This is a genomic window from uncultured Thermosynechococcus sp. (genome assembly GCF_937958135.1).
Classification (GTDB): Bacteria; Cyanobacteriota; Cyanobacteriia; order Thermosynechococcales; family Thermosynechococcaceae; genus Thermosynechococcus.
On sequence record NZ_CALGOG010000081.1, the window covers coordinates 1 to 16,775 of the forward strand.

The window sequence follows — 16,775 nt, forward strand, 5'->3', positions numbered from 1 at the left end:
GAAAAGTGATAGCATCAAGACTTGCTCCCGCCGCAAGGGGCAATTATCCTAGGGGTGAAGCGTTTACCAAGTCTCAGATGAAAGCCCAAGTGTTCCGAGGGGTAAATCAACTCAGCTACGAGGACATTCCAATTCCAGAGATTGCTGCCGATGAAGTGCTGGTTCGCGTCAGAGTAGTTGGGTTGTGCCAATCGGACATTAAAAAAATTCGCTATCCCCTCTATGAACCTCCGCGTATCTTTGGCCACGAAACCGTAGGGGAAATTGCTGCTGTGGGCGAGGCCGTGAGGGATTGGCAGGTGGGTCAGCGGGTGGTGGTCATGCACCATATTCCCTGCATGCGCTGCGCCTACTGCCTGCACGAAAACTACTCCCTGTGCCATGTCTATAAAACAGTGACGACAACGGCGGGCTTTATTCCCAGTGGGGGGGGCTTTGCCGAATATGTGAAAGTACCGGGGCACATTGTACAGCATGGGGGATTAATTCCCATTCCCGATGAGATTAGTGATGAGGAGGCCAGCTTTGTTGAACCCACCAACTGTTGCCTGAAGGCAGTCAAAAAGGCGGGCATTGCTCCCGGTCAAACGGTGCTGATCACCGGGGCAGGGCCTATTGGCCTGATGTTTGTGATGTTGGTGAATCTTTTTGGGGCGCGGGCGATCGCCACCGATTTGTTGCCCTCGCGAATTGCCAAAGCCAAGGAAGTGGGGGCTGCGGCTGCCTTTGATGCCCGCGATCCCGATCTTGCTGCCAAGGTACAAGCCCTCACCCATGGTTTGGGGGCAGATGTAAGCCTGTTGGCAGTGCCCAGTGAGAAAGCTTTTTTCCAAGCTCTAGCGTGTACGCGCAAGGGGGGCAAAATTCTCTTTTTTGCTGAGTTTCCCGATGAGGTGGACATTCCCTTGAATCCCAACATTCTCTATCGCCATGAAATTGACCTTATGGGCAGTTATAGCTCCTCTTACCGCTGGCAGTCCCTTGCCTGCGATGTCATCTTTAACCGCCGCATTGATGTGAAAACTTTAGTGAGCGATCGCTATCCCCTATCAAAACTCGCCGCAGCGGTGGAACAGGCAGTGCACCCAACGCCTGAAACCTACAAAATCCTCATCTATCCGGAGGCTTGATGCACGCCCTCTCCCTCCCCACCTGGGTAGTCCATATTTCCAGTGTTCTGGAGTGGATGGCTGCCATTTGGTTTGTGGCCCAACTGGATCGCCGCTGTCCTCAGCGGGGGTGGCGATGGTTGGCGTGGGCAATGTTGCCCGCTTTGGTGAGCGCCATGTGTGCCTGTACTTGGCATTACTTCGATAATGCGGTTGCTCTAGAGTGGCTGGTGGATCTACAGGCGCTGCTGACCTTTGTGGGCAACTGTGCCCTCTGTGGCGCTGCTGCCTGGCTGTGGTGGCGATCGCGGGAATCACAAAGCATCTCGTAGGGGGGTGCGGCGTGTCTCCCCGCCCTAGGAAAACAGGAAAGAACTTACAATGTTAGTTGAAATTGGCAGTGCTCAAGGACTTCCAGTATCCTGATAAGCAGATTCCCCACCCTTCCCCGCCCAGGGGTGTGCTCAATGGAATCAATACATCAACACAGTAATCAACTCTTGATCTTTGCCGTAGATCTTTGCCGTAGAACAAGGAGGAACACTTGCCCGTCAACCTAGCCCTCAACGCCTAAACCTCTGTGGAGGCTGCAATGGAAAGTAGTGCCGAACTGACCGCCCTGTTTGTTATAGCCGTTGTCTTGGGCATTGGTGCCCAAGTGATTGCCCAGTGGCTGCGGCTGCCCAGTATTGTCCTATTGTTGCTGACAGGGATTGCTTCAGGCCCCAGCGGCTTGGGACTGGTGCACCCAGAGGTACTAGGGGAAGGTTTAGAGGTCTTAGTGCCCCTGTGTGTAGCCTTGATTCTGTTTGAAGGGGGCTTGAGTCTAGATCTTACGCGGGCTGACCAAGACATTACAGGAAGCCTTTGGAAATTGGTGAGCATTGGGAGCTTAATCACCCTAGTGGGGGGGGCAATGGCTGCCCATTGGCTGGGGGAATTTCCCTGGCAACTGGCATTTCTCTACGCATCCCTCATTGTTGTGACTGGTCCAACGGTGGTTGGGCCGCTGCTGCGGCAGGTGGGGGTGGAGCACAAACTGGCGGTGATTCTTGAAGGGGAGGGTGTGCTCATTGACCCCATCGGTGCCATTTTGGCAGTGGTGGTGCTCAACGTAGTTCTCAACCAAGATCTAGGGGCGGGGGCGATCGCCCTTGGAATTATTCAGCGCTTGGCGGTGGGGGCATTAATGGGTGGCCTTGGCGGCTGGTGCCTGAATGGATTTTTGCGCCGTGCTTGGTTTTTGGTGGATGACCTGCGCAATCTCCTAGTGCTTGCCGTCCTCTGGGGTCTGTTCTGGCTCTCAGATCAACTGGTGAGCGAATCTGGTCTCATGATGGCCGTTGTCCTAGGGCTGGTGCTGCGGGGGGCTGATGTGCCGGGGGGACGGCTGCTGCGCCGCTTCAAAGGGCAACTGAGTACGCTGTCGATCTCGGTTTTGTTTGTACTCCTAGCCGCCGATCTCTCGATTGCCGGCCTGTTGGAGCTAGGCTGGTCGGGCGTGCTCACGGTTTTGTGCTTGATGTTCCTCATCCGTCCCCTAGGGGTGCTGCTGTGTACCTGGGGCAGTGATCTCAGTTGGCAACAGAAAGCCTTTCTCAGTTGGATTGCACCGCGTGGCATTGTGGCCGCTTCTGTGGCCTCTCTTTTTGCAATTACGCTGACCAATGCGGGCATTAGTGGCGGCGATGCCATCAAGGGACAGGTGTTCCTAACAATTCTGATGACGGTCTTCGGTCAGGGCTTAACGGCTCGCTGGCTGGCAACGCAACTCAATGTTCGCGCCCAGGGGGCATCGGGGGTAATGATTGCTGGCTGTACCCCTTTAGGTCGCCTGTTGGCGCGGATTCTGCGCGATCGCGGGGAAGAGGTGGTGATGATCGACACCGATCCAGAGGCCGTCGAGCAAGCCCGCCGTGAACACTTACCGGTCTATCTCAGCAGTGCCCTTGATTTGAATATTTTGCAGGAGGCGGGGATTACCCAGTTGGGCACCTACCTTGCCGTAACCAGCAATACGGAAGTCAATGCGGTGCTGGCACAGCGGGTTCTCGAGGAATTTCATCCCCCCCGCGTCTTGGCTGCCCTTGAGCTAGAGGATTGTCCCTTGGGTCTCAGTCCTGCCTTTGCCAGCCAACTTTCCATCAAAAAATGGAACGAATACATCCGCAGCGATGCAGTGCGCTTGGGGGAACTGGTCATTGAGGAGGAGCGATCGCAGTTGCAACGCCAACATCTGGAAGCTTTAGTGCGCTCTAACAAAGTTCTCCCCCTTGTTGTGGAACGGCCAGAGGGATTGCGGGTCGTGCGAGCCAATGAAGAGTGGCAAGTGGGCGATCGCTTGATCTATTTGCTGCATAGCCCCAAACCCCACACCCTACCGGCAGCTCTCATTTCTGGCTGGCAAATGAATACCCAAGTGGAGTCCGTACTCGTTCCCAGTGAAGTCTCTACCGCCAAGGGAACCTAATCCCCTGCTGACCGTCCATAGGCATCAGCAGAGTAAGCTGCGTGTTTTCCCCCTCAGGAGAGGGAGCCGCAACCCGTAAGCCATCTTTAGTGTCTTTATCTGGAGAGATTTGTTATGCAGAACCTATCCCGGCGCAGCTTGGCAATCTTGAGCTGTGGCTTAATGAGTTCTAGCACCCTTGCCCTTTTGGCGGCTATTCCCGCCCAAGCCCAATCCCGTTTTACCGATACCCAAGGCATCTGGGCGCAAGCCTGTATTGATCACCTTGCCAGTCGCAACATTATCAGCGGCTATCCCGATGGCACCTTCCGTCCCTTTGCAGCGGTAACCCGTGCCGAATATGCGGCAATGCTGCAACGGGCATTCCCCAATGCACCAGTGGTGCGTGCCCCCAGCACATTTAACGATGTGCCCAGTACGTTTTGGGCAGCCAGTGCAATTCAAAATGCCACCCGTACAGGCTTCTTGAGTGGCTATCCCGGCAATGTATTTCAGCCTAATCAAAATATTCCGCGTGTTCAGGCAATCGTGGCTCTAGCGAGTGGCTTGCAATACCCCACCCCTTCCGCGGTTGAGGAGGTCTTAGCCCAGTTTAATGATGCGGCGGCAATTCCAGCCTACGGTCGTGCGGGGGTGGCTGCTGCCACTGCTAAACAGGTGGTGGTGAACTATCCCAATGTGCAGTTCTTTGCCCCCAATCAACTGGCCACCCGTGCGGATATTGCTGCCTTCCTCTGTCAAGCAACCCGTGCTCCCGGCGCCCAAGCCCTGGTGCCCACTCAGTACATTGCCGGTGCAGCAACTGCTTCCCCCATTGCCCTCAGCCTGCCAGCGGGTCAGCAAATTTCAGCCCGCTTCCCCGATGCGGAGCGGATTGTCCTCAGCCCCGATGAAACGGTTGCCATTCGCTTGGTGACGGCTGCCGATGTCCGCGATAGCCAAGGGCGTCTTGTGATTCCCATGGGCAGTGAAATTTTTGGCCAAATCCAGCCCGCCCAAGGAGGCTCTCAATTTGTGGCTAATACGGTGGTGATCAATAATCGCCAACTGCCAATTGCCGCCACTTCCCAAGTGATTCGCACGATTCGCGATGCCCGTGACCCCAACATTGGTAATATCTTCCGCAATGCGGCCATTGGTTCGGCGGTAGCTGCAGCTATTTCGGGTCTGGCGGGGGACCAAAAAATTACGCCTTTGAAGGTTTTAACCGGTACCCTGACGGGCGCAGCCATTGAAACCAACCAAGGACGGCCTGCCACCTCCATTATTCGCGATACCCTGATCGGTGCCGCTTTGGCCACCGGTGCCTCGGCAGTAATTGGCGATCGCAAAATTACGCCCGAAAAAGTGATTACGGGTGCCGCTGCCGGTGCAACAATTGGGGGCGCCATCGATCCGGCCGTGCAGCGACTGGTGGTGATTGATTCCAGTACAGATTTGGGCTTGACCCTAACTCAGCCCTTTACGGTCTCCCGATAGCACCTAGGCACGGGCCAACCCCAGCGATCGCGCGCATTCCTCAACTGCCTTGGCCACGGCAGGAGCCACCCGTGGATCAAACACGGAGGGAATAATATAGGCTGAGTGCAGTTCCGAAGGACTGACCAAGCGGGCGATCGCTTCTGCTGCGGCGAGAAACATTTCCTCGGTCATGCGGGGTGCCCGACAGGCGAGGGTTCCCTTAAATACCCCCGGAAAGGCCAGCACATTGTTGATTTGATTCGGATAGTCACTGCGTCCGGTGGCCACCACCGCCACCTGGTCAGAGATCAGTTCAGGCTGAATTTCCGGCACGGGGTTGGCCATGGCAAAAACAATGGCGGCTTTGGCCATGCGTTGCACCATTTCCAAGCTGAGAACACCGGGGCCGCTCAAGCCAATAAAGACATCGGCATCCACAAGGGCGTCGGCAAGGGTTCCGGTTTGGGGAACGGCAAATTCCTGTTGGGCAGGGGTAAGGTCTGCCTGCACTGAAAGAATGCCGCGGCGATTACACAGGATTAAGTCCTTGGCGCCGGCTTTGCGCAGGAGACGAGCCACCGCAATCCCCGCTGCCCCGGCACCGTTAATGACAATGCGCACAGTTTCTAGGGATTTCCCCACTAACTGCAGGGCATTTTTGAGGGCGGCAAGGGTGACAATGGCGGTGCCGTGCTGGTCGTCGTGAAAAACAGGAATATCAAGTTCTGCCTGCAGACGCGCTTCAATCTCAAAGCAGCGCGGGGCGCTAATGTCCTCAAGATTGATGCCCCCAAAAACAGGGGCAATATGCTTGACGGTGGCGATGATTTCCTCCACATCCTGGGTGGCTAAGCAGATGGGAAAGGCATTTAGACCGGCAAATTCCTGAAAAAGCATGGCCTTGCCCTCCATGACCGGTAGAGCAGCCTCTGGGCCGATATTCCCTAGTCCTAAGACCGCACTGCCATCGCTGACAACGGCCACGGTATGGCTTTTGACGGTGAGCTTGTGGACTAATTCCGGATCCTCAGCGATCGCCTGAGACACCCGCCCCACCCCTGGCGTATAGGCCATGGCCAGATCGTCGTATTCTTGCAAAGGATGTTTGCTTTTAACAGTAATTTTGCCCCCCTCATGGAGCCGAAAGGTGCGATCGCTCACCTGTAGCACGGTAGCCTGAGTGTCAGATTTCACGGCATTGACAATCGCCGCAGCATGATCGCAGCTAGCAGCCACTACTACCAGCTCCCGCACAAGGCTATTGGCTGTTTTTTCGATCAGGGTGATAGACCCCACTTGCCCCTGCTGCTCCCCAATGACCTGAAGAACAGTTCCTAATTCTGTTGGATCCAAAGAGGTTTTTAATCGGAGTGTTAGACTGTAGGCGGGCGTTGGGGTTAGCTTAACCATTCAGACTTAAGCAAAAGTTAACGGCAAAAGGTACCGTCTGATGATAGCACCTCTACCTACTTTCCCGTTTGGGTGGCAATGGGCAGCGGCTCGGCTTTGCAAGCAGCCAAAATGGCGCGATCGCCGGCACTGAGGTGGCGCAGGTGATAAAAGCTGAATAAGTCAATTTCCGCCGGATAGGTTTCCTCTTCGTAGGTGGGGAAAACGGTCACCTGAAGTTGGCGATCGCCAACGGTACCTCGAAAACAATCAAAAGAGGAATTGGGCAAATAAAGTGCCCCATAGACATTGCGATCCTTGACTTCAAAGACAATGTAGCTGTGGCCTACCCGTTGGGGTTGCGGAGACTCCCCAAAAAGATATATCCCATTGGCCAAGGGAGATGGATTTTGTCGTGCCAAAAGCGGTTGAGCGATCGCCAGCCCATTGGCAAACCCCAGGGTAACAAGTCCCAATAAAACTGAAAGTGACTGACCCAAACGTGCCAATGAAATCATTCTATTTCCCTACCTGAAACGCGAAGTAACCTCTCCTAACGTCGAGGGAACTCTAAACCAGCGTTTTGAAGCGTCAACCTTAGCAAAGGGCAGTGTCGTTACGCCGATACTTTGATCTTGACAGGTTGATAGCCGTTTTTCGCTGGAGCTATGCCAGTAGTGGCACAGGCACAAGTTGCCCCCTAAAGACGATAGTCCTTGCCAGCGTTGTCATTTGATTCACTTCCTTGGAGGGAAAAGAGTTTATCCCCAGAAGTGTTGAACCATAGCTTGAGCCTAAAGAATACGACCTTTCCTCCCTTAAAAAATAGAAAAGATTATAAATTATTAACTAAATTTGGTATCTTTTAGGGCTACTTTCAAGTCTATCCTCCGGCACCTTAACCCCAGTCGTGCCCCTGTTTTGATGGGCGGGCGAAGCTACTTGTGGCTTATAGCATCAATCTTTGTTGTAGAACTTAACAGGTCTGGCAGCGAGGAATTAATTTCTTTTTAACCCTGTGTATTTTGGAGTGGATAGAAAACGTTAATTTTCTTTGCAAGGTGTTGGGTTCTGTAGTCTGGATCGCATGGACAGTAAAAAGTAAGAGGCTATGATGATTCTCAAACTGCTTCTGAGTTCGGGTTATGACACTGTACATCGGCAACCTCTCCTACGAGGCCACTGAAAACGATCTTCGCGAAGTTTTTGAAAAATATGGTGCTATTCGCCGGATTGTGTTGCCGGTGGATCGCGAGACAGGCAAACGGCGGGGCTTTGCTTTTGTCGAACTGGTGGATGAAACTCAGGAGGCCGCTGCCATTGATGATCTCGACGGTGCGACATGGCTAGGACGGGTGCTCAAGGTCAACAAGGCGAAGCCAAAACAAGCGGGGGGGCAGTCAAACCCCGCCTTCTAAGGGCATACTGGTAGGGAAGTGCTGTTTACTCTTCCTGCTATGCCTCGACGTTCGCCATCGCCACCGCGTCCCCAAACTCGTCGGCCTCCCCAGCCAGAATCGAAGTCACCGCTGAATACCCGCACTTTGGCGGTGCTGGGAGGGGTCTTTATTATCGGTGTGGGGGTGGGGGTCACCTTTAGTAAAACCACGACCCTGAACCCCGATAACGTGGCCTCGACGCAGTTTATTGATCAGGCGGCGCCTAATCCCGATATTTGTGTGCAGTTTGGTGCGAGCGCGATCGCCGTGGATACGCGGGTTTTTGTTACTTTTAACCCCTTCTCGGTCTTTGTGTCTCAACCCTCGATGCAACCGGGCTGTGTACTGCGCGCCAATAACGTTGCCCTTCTTGAGCAGCGGCAACTAATTACGGGAGAACAATTGCGCAGTTGTCGGCAGCGGCTAAATACGTTTGGCTATGTGGGCAACCTTGAAGGCAAACCTGAAATAAGCTGTGTCTATCAGAGCACAACGGATAAAAACCTCTTCCTCAAACTCTCCGGCTTGGGAAATGGCGCTGCGGGTGAAACCAATAATTTCTAGAACGCAACGATGAAGGGGCTGAAGTGGCCACGGCTGCGCTGGCGTGCAAGTCAGGGCGTGCAACGCTTGGGTACGGCCTTTCTCTTGATGGGTCAAGTCATCTTCTATCTAGTGCGGGGACGGATTGCTCTGCGCAACTCAATTGAGCAAATGGCTTTGGTGGGGCCTGCCTCCCTCAGTGTTGTCCTGATTACAGCAGCGTTTGTGGGTATGGTATTTACGATTCAAGTTGCCCGTGAATTTATTACCTTTGGGGCCACCTCTGCGGTGGGTGGGGTGCTGGCGATCGCCCTTGCGCGGGAACTTGGGCCTGTGTTGACAGCAGTGGTACTGGCCGGACGGGTTGGCTCCGCCTTTGCGGCTGAAATTGGCACCATGAAAGTTACTGAGCAAATTGATGCCCTCTATATGTTGGGCACAGATCCTGTGGATTATCTGGTGGTGCCACGGTTTGTTGCCTGTGTACTGATGTTGCCCATTCTCAATCTCTTGGCATTGGTGACAGGGCTGTGGGGGGGGTTGATCATTGCCGATTCTCTCTACGGCATTCCCCGTGGGGTTTATATTGAGTCCATTCAGAACTTCCTGCAACCTTGGGATCTGTGGAGTTCGATTATCAAGTCAGGTATTTTTGGAGGGGTGGTAGCCATTATTGGCTGCAATTGGGGTATCACGACCACAGGGGGCGCCAAGGGGGTGGGTCAATCCACCACGGCGGCTGTGGTGATTTCCCTATTGGCCATCTTTATCCTCAACTTTTTCTTGTCTTGGGCACTCTTTAGCGGCAGTAGTAGTTTGGTGCCGGTGCTTTAAGAGGTCAGGTTGTGGAACTGCGGGCGGGTCAAGGCTGGCGAGTGGGCTGGCGCAACGATCAATTCTATGCTGGGCTGGTGGGGGCTGAAGATTGGGCCACGGAACTTACGAGGGAGGAATTCAAAGCATTTGTAAATTTATTCCGTCAACTCCACGGGCAGCTTCAGGCGATCGCCCCTGAATTGATGCCGCAGGAAATGATTACCCTCAGTGGCAGCAACGAGGTTGTCCATTTGGAACTGGAGGGCTATCCCCACAGCTATAGTCTGCATTTGATTGTGTTGGGCGATCGCCGAGTGGAGGGGACATGGCCTGCCCCTGTGCCCCCCGACTTTCTTCTTGCCTGCTGTGAGTTGCAAGACAGGATTGCCCAGGGTCAAAGTTTAGAATAGGAGACATCCTGGTCGGTTGCGATCCCCCCTATGACCTCTGCCAAGTCCTCGAAGGTCAGCCCCGCTTTGGCGGCACTGGTTAACACCATCAAACAGTTGCAACAGCAAGAGCAAATCGGTGGATTGATTGCTCCCCTGGTGAGTTTTGCCCAAGAAACCCTTGGCATGTCCTTTGTCTGGTTGGGGCTGTACAACGAAGCCACCAAACAACTCATCGGTCAAGGGGGAACCACGCCCGTTGGTGACCATCCCTTTCTTAAGCAAAAATTGACCCTTGCTGCCGGTAGCCTCCTCGACCAGGTATTAATGAACCGCAAGCCCATTAGCTTACCCAGTCTAAAAGAGGAGCCGCGCTTGGCAGAGGTACGGGAGGCCGCCACCCGCTTGGGTCTGCAAGGCACTGCGATCTATCCCATTGTCCGTCGGCGTCAAGCCCTTGGCATTCTCATGGTCGGTTCCACTTCCTGGGGCGATACCCTGCGGGGAGATGATCTAGCCCACATGAGCCTCCTAGTCAGTGCCCTGGGTGCAGAACTAGAACGGCTGACAGCAACCCAAGCAACAAAGGCCGCACCGACAGCAAAGGAAGCGGCTGCTCCCACCGTTGGCAGTGATGACCCCGTCCGTCATCTCCTCCAAGAGGCCAGCCGTGCCGCTAGTTTAGGTCAACGCATTGAAGCGTTGTTGCTAGCATTACACCAATTCTGTCAACCGCAACGTACGAGTCTTTTTTGGCGAGATTTGGAGCAACCCCTCTATCGGCGGCGCAGCTACACCGTTGGCAAACCCCAGAGCCGTGAGAGCCAGCGGCAACCCCTCACCATTACACAGCAAGAATTAGCCGGTTGTTACACTGCCCTTGCCAGCGGTCAAACCGTGAGTGTCAGCGATAGTCAAAGTGTGGTCAGTGCCACCGCTCCCCTACGGCTGATGCACATGCTGAACTGCCGCGCCCTAGTTGCCACCCCGATTCTGGTGGGAACCGAGGTGGTGGGCTTTCTCACCTTGGAGCGCAATGAACCTTACCCTTGGAACGACAACGAGAGGAAACTCCTGCAAGTCACCGCAGAACTACTGGCGTTAGCTGCCCCCGCGGAACGCCTCGAGCACCTGTTGACCCAAACCCAGCACACCCAAAGCTTGGTGAGTGAGTTGGCGCAGGCTATCTGTGATGAGCAGGACTGGAAGCGGGTGCTTCATCATGCGGGGGAAAAGTTGACGGCCAATTTGGGGGCACAGTGGGTCTTTTTGCTGACGTACAATTCCCTAACCCAAGCCTTTGATGTCCTGCTGCAGTATCCAGCTCCCCGTGGGCGCGATCGCCATCCGCCCTTTCCGCCCCTGCAAAAAATGGATTGGCAGCTTCTTGAAACAGCAACAACAGCTATTGCCCTTGAGGACTACAGAAATGAACTGCGCCTCTACTCTTGGAAAGAGGTGCTCGGCAAGCTGAATATTCAGTCCCTTCTGGTGGCAACCACGACTCCCGGCCATGCCCTTGAAGCGGTACTCTTGGTGGGACGCAATGAACCCACGACTTGGAGCAAAAGTCAGCAAACCCTCGTGCAGGAGGTGGCGCGCACCCTCGGCCTGATTAGCCATCAATGGCAACTGCAAAACACGAATACACAGCAGGAGCAGGTGCGATCGGCGATGTTGGCGGGTCTTACGGCCCTGCAGCGCACTCAAAACCTTGAGCGCATTGAACTAACGGGCTTGCAGCAGATTATGAATTTGATGCAGGTGCCCCTCGTGGCTTTAGTGACGTGGCGACCCGGTCAGACCGTTGGCTCAATTGTGGCACCGCCCCCTGGTCATCCCAAGTTTGCCATTCACAACGAGGCTGAGATTGCCATCTATGAAGATCCCCTGATTTACAGCGCCTTGATGGCCTCCCAGGCGGATAACCACAGCAATCCCTACGCTTGGTTGATTCAAACCACAGCAGCAGAACTGGATGGGCGCACGCGGCAGTGGCTCTCAGGGCCGGAGATTGGTCAGGTACTGGCGATCGCCCTGCGCACGGATCCCGAATATGAGCCTTCGGGAGTTCTCATTGTTGCCGATCGGCGCGATCGCCACTGGTCAACCTTGCACCTCGAGGCCTTCCTTACCCTTGTCAACCATTTGGCTTGGGCACACCGCAGCACCTCCCTCATTCAGATGCTCACCCAAGGCTGGCAAACCCTTGAAACGCTCAACTGGTATAAACACCGTCGCCTTGAACAGGTCTATGGTCAACTGGCGGTTTTTTGCAATGAGTTCACACAATGGGTTCAGCAGCACCCTGAGGCGGATCCCCTCCTGCGGCGCTTAGGCACGCTCTTGCCAACCCAGTTGGAATCCCTCCATCCCCTCTTGAGCCATGAGGTGTGGCAACTGGACAAAGCCACCGACACAGCGGGTCTAGCCGTTCTCCTCAAACGGGTGATGGATCGCATCGAAAATTGGAAGCAGCGCAAGCAACTGTGGATTCAGGTGCACAATCAGCCCGTGCTCACCCTCAGCGGCGACCTCAATAAGCTGGAGTTAATCCTCTACGAGCTGCTTCTTTTTGCCTGCCAGCGATCGCCCTCCCAAGGCCGCATTGATATTTGGTGCCAACAAATCGAGGGTTTAGGTCAAGGGGGTAAAATGCAGTCTTGGCTGGAACTCTCCATTACTGACGATGGCGAAGTGGAGCCACAGTTACTCATTAAGCTGCACCAACTGGAACATCTCGACTGGCTTGCCCCCTCCAGCCTCGATCAGCCCCCCGGCCGACACCTTAAAGTCTGCTTTAACCTGTGCCGACGCCTAGGCTACCACCTCGATATGTATAAATTAGAAGACGGCCGCCTCCTCAGTCGTCTGCTGATTCCCCTGAATAGTGGCGACACGGGTACCTTTGAACTACAACCCTCGCAGCCTCGCCAATGACCTCAAGCACGATCGCCCTTCTCGGCCTCCCCAATACCGGTAAATCCACATTTTTTAACCGCATTGCCGCAGCGCGCGCCCATGTGGGCAACTGGCCGGGAATTACGGTGGACTTGGCAGAAGCCGAGATTTCCCTCAATGGGGAGAGAGTTAAGCTGGTGGATTTGCCGGGCATCTACGATCTGGCAGGGACGGCTGCTGATGAAACCATTGTGCGTGAGTTTTTCCAGCGGGTGCCGGTGCGGCTGGTGTTGGTGATTCTTAACGCCGGTCAGATTCAGCATCAATTGCGCTTAGCACTTCAGGTAAAGGCTTGGGGCATTCCCATGGTGGTGCTTCTGAATATGGCCGATGAAGCCCGCCAACTGGGGATTCAAATTGATACAGAGAAATTGAGCGATCGCCTCGGGGTGCCGGTGGTAGCCCTCAGTGCCAAATACGGCGGCGGCTACTGGCAGGCCTATGAAACGATTTGCCGTGCCCTCAAGGAGGCCCCCATTCCCGCAGCTCCCCTCCTTAAACCAAGGTTGCCAGAGATTGATCCAGAGGCGATCGCCCCCCTCCTGGCGGACACTGTCACTTTGCCCGGTCGCGCCGTTCGCAGACTAACAGAGCAGTTGGATCACTGGTTGCTGCATCCCCTGTGGGGACTCCCCCTCTTTTTTGCAGGGCTATACCTTACCTTTCAAGTGGTGTGGGTGTTAGGTCTTGGGGTGCAAGACTGGCTCAGTGATACTTTTGACGCTTTTCAGGGACAGGTATTGGAGCCATTCCTTGCTGGGCTTCCCCCCTTGCTCAGCAGTTTGCTCCTTGAGGGCCTCTACGGCGGGATTACCACGGTGGCAGCATTTGTGCCTTTAGTAACAATTTTCTTTGTTGTAATGGCGATTGTCGAGGACAGTGGCTATCTTGCCCGTGCCGCTTACCTGATGGATGGCCTAATGGCCCGTTTAGGTTTGGATGGGCGCAGTTTTGTCCTCAGTTTAATGGGCTTTGGCTGCAATGTCCCCGCCCTGCTGGCGACTCGCATTATTCGCTCGCCGGGACTGCGGCTGCTGACAATGCTGGTTATTCCCTTTTCCCTCTGTTCGGCGCGGCTACAGGTGTTTGTATTTCTCATTGCCTGTTTGTTTCCGCCGCAGTGGGGGGCAGCTGTCCTTGTCTCCCTCTATGGCTGGAGTATTCTGGCGGCCTTGCTCACGGCGCTCTGTTTTCAGGGGTACTTCCCCAACACGGATCCCTTTTTGCTGGAGCTGCCCCCCTATCGCTGGCCAACGGGGCGACAGGTGCTCCTGCGGGCATGGGGCGAGGTACGGCATTTCCTCGCGCGGGCAACGGGCTTTATTATGATTGGTGTCTTGGTGGTGTGGGTCTTGACCCATTTGCCCTTAAACGCTACGCCGTCGAGTCCCCAGACCTGGGCAGGGCAACTGGGTACCGCTTTGCAACCTCTGCTGGCTCCCGTAGGCATTACACCCGCCCTAACGATTGCTCTGATTGTTGGCTTTGTGGCCAAGGAGATTGTCATTGGCGCGTTGGCAGTGATTTATCATCTTTCGGGTACCTCGTTACAGCAGGCGATCGCCGAGGAGTTGACGCCCCTGCAGGCCTACAGCTTTATGCTCTTTACGCTCCTGTACACCCCCTGTCTCAGTACCCTTGCCACCCTCTGGAGTGAATCAAAACGCTGGCGGTTTAGTCTTTTTGCCACCCTCTATGCCCTAGGGATGGCCTGGGTGGTGAGTGGCAGCGTCTATCAACTGGGGCACTGGTGGGGATGGGGCTGATGGCCATCCTTTGCGGTATTGGCATTGGCCCCGGTGATCCCGAACTCATTACCCTCAAGGGCTGGCGCCGTCTCCAGCAAGCCAGGGTGATTGCCTTTCCTGCGGGACGGGGGGGACGGCGTGGCATTGCGGAGGAGATAATTGCCGGCTACAAACACCCTTGGCAAACCTGCCTTCCCCTGGAGTTTCCCTATGTTCTTGAGCAGGCGGTTTTAGAACAGGCATGGCAAAAGGCGGCAAAGGAGGTTTATACATACCTTGGTCAGGGCACCGATGTGGTCTTTGTTTCCGAAGGAGATGTGAGTTTTTACAGTACGTTTTCCTATCTGGCGGCAGCCGTCCAAGTCCTTGACCCCACCATTCAGATTGAGGCCATTCCGGGAGTTTGTTCCCCCTTGGCAGCAGCGGCCAGCTTGGGGATGCCCCTGACCTTGGGGAGCGATCGCTTGGCCGTTTTGCCGGCGATGTACCATCTGGATGAGTTAGCCCAGGTGTGGGGGTGGGCGGAAGTGATGGTTTTAATGAAGGTGCGATCAGTCTATGGTCAGGTGTGGCACTGGCTCAAGGAACACCACCTCTTGGAACAGGCCGCAGTGGTGAGCTGGGCAACAACGCCGAAACAGCAAATCTACACCCCCCTTACGGATTTCCCAACCTTAACTTTGCCCTACTTTTCGCTGCTCATGGTTTGGAAAAGGCAGTCTAATCTGCGGAACGTCTAAGTCAATCCCAAACGTCCGCTCAAATAGTCCTGTAACTGTTGGGCATGGTCGTGGGCAAGATTGGCTAAGGGGAGGTCACTGAGGGGAAAGGCTTGTACTGCCCGCACTTCCTTGACATCTAAAACCTGTGGCTCACCGACAACGCGGGCGGCAATCGCAATACACACAGCATGAACGCGGGGATCTCGCTGCGGGTCAGAGTAAACCCCCACGAGGCCTTCAAAGTGTTTAAGGCGCAGTCCAGTTTCCTCGGCCAGCTCCCGTGCCCCCGTATCGAGAATTGTTTCCCCCCAATCCATCATGCCGCCGGGGAGCGACCATTGCCCTGTATCGCGGCGCTGCACTAGAATCAGGCGATCGCCCGCCGTCAGGGCAATCACCGAGACAGCGACAAAGGGATGTCGCCACACCCGTTTCAAGAAAAAACGGGCAACTCGCCAAAACCAGTTCACCCCTGCAGCCGCTCCAAATCCGCTAGCACTTGTGCCACATGGGCCTCGGGCTTGACGCGCCGATAAATGGCCGCAATTTTGCCCGTGGGGTCAATGATAAACGTATCCCGATAAACCCCAAAGGATTCCTTGCCCATGAACTTTTTGGGACCATAGCTGCCATAGGCTTGAGCCACGCCGGCGTCCACATCTGCCAGCAGGGGAAAGGGCAGGTTGAGCTTTTGCTGAAATTTAGCGTGGGAGGCAACACTATCGGGGCTGATGCCTAACACCACGGCGTTGCGCTCCTCCAAGGCAGGATTCACATCGCGGTAGGCACAGGCTTCTTTGGTACAACCAGGGGTATTATCGCGGGGATAAAAGTAGAGAATTACCCACCGGCCCTGAAAATCGGCCAAGCGCACAATCTGCCCCGTGGCGTCCGGTAGTTCAAAAGGAGGGGCGATCGCCCCAACGGTTAGGGACATTTCTAAGCAATTCCCAATGTTTTGCCATTCCTATCTTCTCCCAGTTTGGCTCCCGCTGCGGTCGCCCTAGCCCTCAAAAATAAAAAGGCGGACAAACAGATATACCATGAGCTGGCGATAACGGTAGAGCAGAAAGGCGATCGCCGGTGTCAGAACCACAAAAAAGCCGTAGAGGCCAACGATGGTTGCTAAATCGGTCTGGAAAAAATCGCGAGCCAGACGAACAAAATCGTGATCCATGCCCCCTTTGCCCATTAGGTACATCTCCCGAAACACAGGATTAAACTGCAACTGCCAAGCAAAGCGCAGGTTAAAAAACACAATGAAAAATCCGACCATACTGTAGAGGGGGCGTTCAATCGGATAGCGACACCCCCAACCACTAAGGGCACGGTAGAGAAAAATGACCGCAAAGATGAGTTCGAAGCCATGCCCCATCGCCACAAAAAGAATGTTATGAAGGGGACTAAAGGCCACAAGGGTATAAAGCAGCGTAAAGACCCCTAGGCAAGTCAGAGTAAGCCGATGGTGACGGTAGAGATAGGCCAAGACCAGCAATCCTGTATAAATGAGCAGCACAATGCCTCCTGCGCGATCGCCCTGGAGGGTGACGCCGCCACCATAGCGAAAATCAAAGGCGGGCACTGCCGGATAACCAAAGAGCCATGCCGTCACTGCATGACCCATCTCATGGACAAGGGTAATCAGCGGACTGAGTAAAAAGGTTACTCCCTCTGATGCCAACAGGAGAAGCGATAGACCCAATCCCGCTGCCGTCACTTGCCAATCTT

15 protein-coding genes and 1 pseudogene are annotated in these 16,775 nt (G+C 54.9%); 11 read left to right on the forward strand and 5 right to left on the reverse strand.

Annotation, left to right across the window (positions count from 1 at the left end; all coding sequences use genetic code 11):
- Positions 1 to 77 precede the first annotated feature (77 nt).
- The 4 genes from Q0711_RS09805 to Q0711_RS09820 all read left to right on the forward strand — a co-directional run bounded on the left by Q0711_RS09805 (position 78) and on the right by Q0711_RS09820 (position 5,058).
- Positions 78 to 1,130, forward strand: coding sequence for a zinc-dependent dehydrogenase (locus tag Q0711_RS09805; protein WP_298615678.1), 1,053 nt, complete (start codon positions 78 to 80; stop codon positions 1,128 to 1,130).
- On the forward strand, positions 1,130 to 1,441 hold the full coding sequence (locus Q0711_RS09810; protein WP_298615680.1) for a DUF2499 domain-containing protein: 312 nt from the start codon (positions 1,130 to 1,132) through the stop codon (positions 1,439 to 1,441). Before Q0711_RS09805 ends, Q0711_RS09810 begins: the two co-directional genes overlap by 1 nt.
- A gap of 260 nt (positions 1,442 to 1,701) precedes the next feature.
- Positions 1,702 to 3,579 carry a sodium:proton antiporter gene (locus tag Q0711_RS09815; protein WP_298615682.1) on the forward strand — a complete coding sequence of 626 codons (1,878 nt, stop codon included), beginning with the start codon at positions 1,702 to 1,704 and terminating at the stop codon, positions 3,577 to 3,579.
- Positions 3,580 to 3,693: 114 nt separating this feature from the next.
- On the forward strand, positions 3,694 to 5,058 hold the full coding sequence (locus Q0711_RS09820) for an S-layer homology domain-containing protein (RefSeq protein WP_298615684.1): 1,365 nt from the start codon (positions 3,694 to 3,696) through the stop codon (positions 5,056 to 5,058).
- A 3-nt stretch (positions 5,059 to 5,061) separates the two neighbouring features.
- Here Q0711_RS09820 and Q0711_RS09825 read toward each other — a convergent pair whose 3' ends face one another.
- Together Q0711_RS09825 and Q0711_RS09830 are read right to left on the reverse strand one after the other, a co-directional pair.
- Positions 5,062 to 6,450 carry an NAD-dependent malic enzyme gene (locus Q0711_RS09825; RefSeq protein WP_298615686.1) on the reverse strand — a complete coding sequence of 463 codons (1,389 nt, stop codon included), beginning with the start codon at positions 6,448 to 6,450 and terminating at the stop codon, positions 5,062 to 5,064.
- A gap of 56 nt (positions 6,451 to 6,506) precedes the next feature.
- The gene (locus Q0711_RS09830; protein WP_298615688.1) at positions 6,507 to 6,947 is read right to left on the reverse strand and encodes a hypothetical protein; all 441 of its coding nucleotides are present in this window, start codon (positions 6,945 to 6,947) and stop codon (positions 6,507 to 6,509) included.
- Positions 6,948 to 7,574: 627 nt separating this feature from the next.
- Between Q0711_RS09830 and Q0711_RS09835 the strand changes: the two genes are divergently transcribed.
- Genes Q0711_RS09835 through Q0711_RS09865 form a run of 7 tightly spaced genes read left to right on the forward strand, consistent with a single transcriptional unit; the run spans position 7,575 to position 15,065 of the window.
- Positions 7,575 to 7,847, forward strand: coding sequence for an RNA-binding protein (locus Q0711_RS09835; protein ID WP_149820749.1), 273 nt, complete (start codon positions 7,575 to 7,577; stop codon positions 7,845 to 7,847).
- Positions 7,848 to 7,886: 39 nt separating this feature from the next.
- Entirely contained in the window at positions 7,887 to 8,432 is a 546-nt protein-coding gene (locus tag Q0711_RS09840) for a DUF3172 domain-containing protein (protein WP_298615693.1), read from the forward strand.
- Between the two features lie 9 nt (positions 8,433 to 8,441).
- On the forward strand, positions 8,442 to 9,245 hold the full coding sequence (locus Q0711_RS09845) for an MlaE family lipid ABC transporter permease subunit (protein WP_298615696.1): 804 nt from the start codon (positions 8,442 to 8,444) through the stop codon (positions 9,243 to 9,245).
- An 11-nt stretch (positions 9,246 to 9,256) separates the two neighbouring features.
- On the forward strand, positions 9,257 to 9,637 hold the full coding sequence (locus Q0711_RS09850; RefSeq protein WP_298977411.1) for a DUF1818 family protein: 381 nt from the start codon (positions 9,257 to 9,259) through the stop codon (positions 9,635 to 9,637).
- Positions 9,638 to 9,667: 30 nt separating this feature from the next.
- On the forward strand, positions 9,668 to 12,556 hold the full coding sequence (locus Q0711_RS09855) for a GAF domain-containing protein (protein ID WP_298615702.1): 2,889 nt from the start codon (positions 9,668 to 9,670) through the stop codon (positions 12,554 to 12,556).
- On the forward strand, positions 12,553 to 14,343 hold the full coding sequence (gene feoB / locus Q0711_RS09860; protein ID WP_299042434.1) for a ferrous iron transport protein B: 1,791 nt from the start codon (positions 12,553 to 12,555) through the stop codon (positions 14,341 to 14,343). Before Q0711_RS09855 ends, feoB begins: the two co-directional genes overlap by 4 nt.
- The gene (locus Q0711_RS09865) at positions 14,343 to 15,065 is read left to right on the forward strand and encodes a precorrin-2 C(20)-methyltransferase (RefSeq protein WP_298614217.1); all 723 of its coding nucleotides are present in this window, start codon (positions 14,343 to 14,345) and stop codon (positions 15,063 to 15,065) included. Before feoB ends, Q0711_RS09865 begins: the two co-directional genes overlap by 1 nt.
- Here Q0711_RS09865 and Q0711_RS09870 read toward each other — a convergent pair.
- From Q0711_RS09870 to Q0711_RS09880, 3 genes and pseudogenes are all read right to left on the reverse strand, one after another.
- Complete coding sequence (locus Q0711_RS09870) at positions 15,062 to 15,517, reverse strand: NUDIX hydrolase (protein WP_298614219.1); 456 nt, start codon at positions 15,515 to 15,517, stop codon at positions 15,062 to 15,064. The two genes, Q0711_RS09865 and Q0711_RS09870, sit on opposite strands and share 4 nt — an antisense overlap.
- Complete coding sequence (gene bcp, locus Q0711_RS09875) at positions 15,514 to 15,984, reverse strand: thioredoxin-dependent thiol peroxidase (protein ID WP_298614221.1); 471 nt, start codon at positions 15,982 to 15,984, stop codon at positions 15,514 to 15,516. Before bcp ends, Q0711_RS09870 begins: the two co-directional genes overlap by 4 nt.
- A gap of 66 nt (positions 15,985 to 16,050) precedes the next feature.
- Positions 16,051 to 16,775, reverse strand: a pseudogene (locus Q0711_RS09880) (hypothetical protein); the annotation flags it as partial.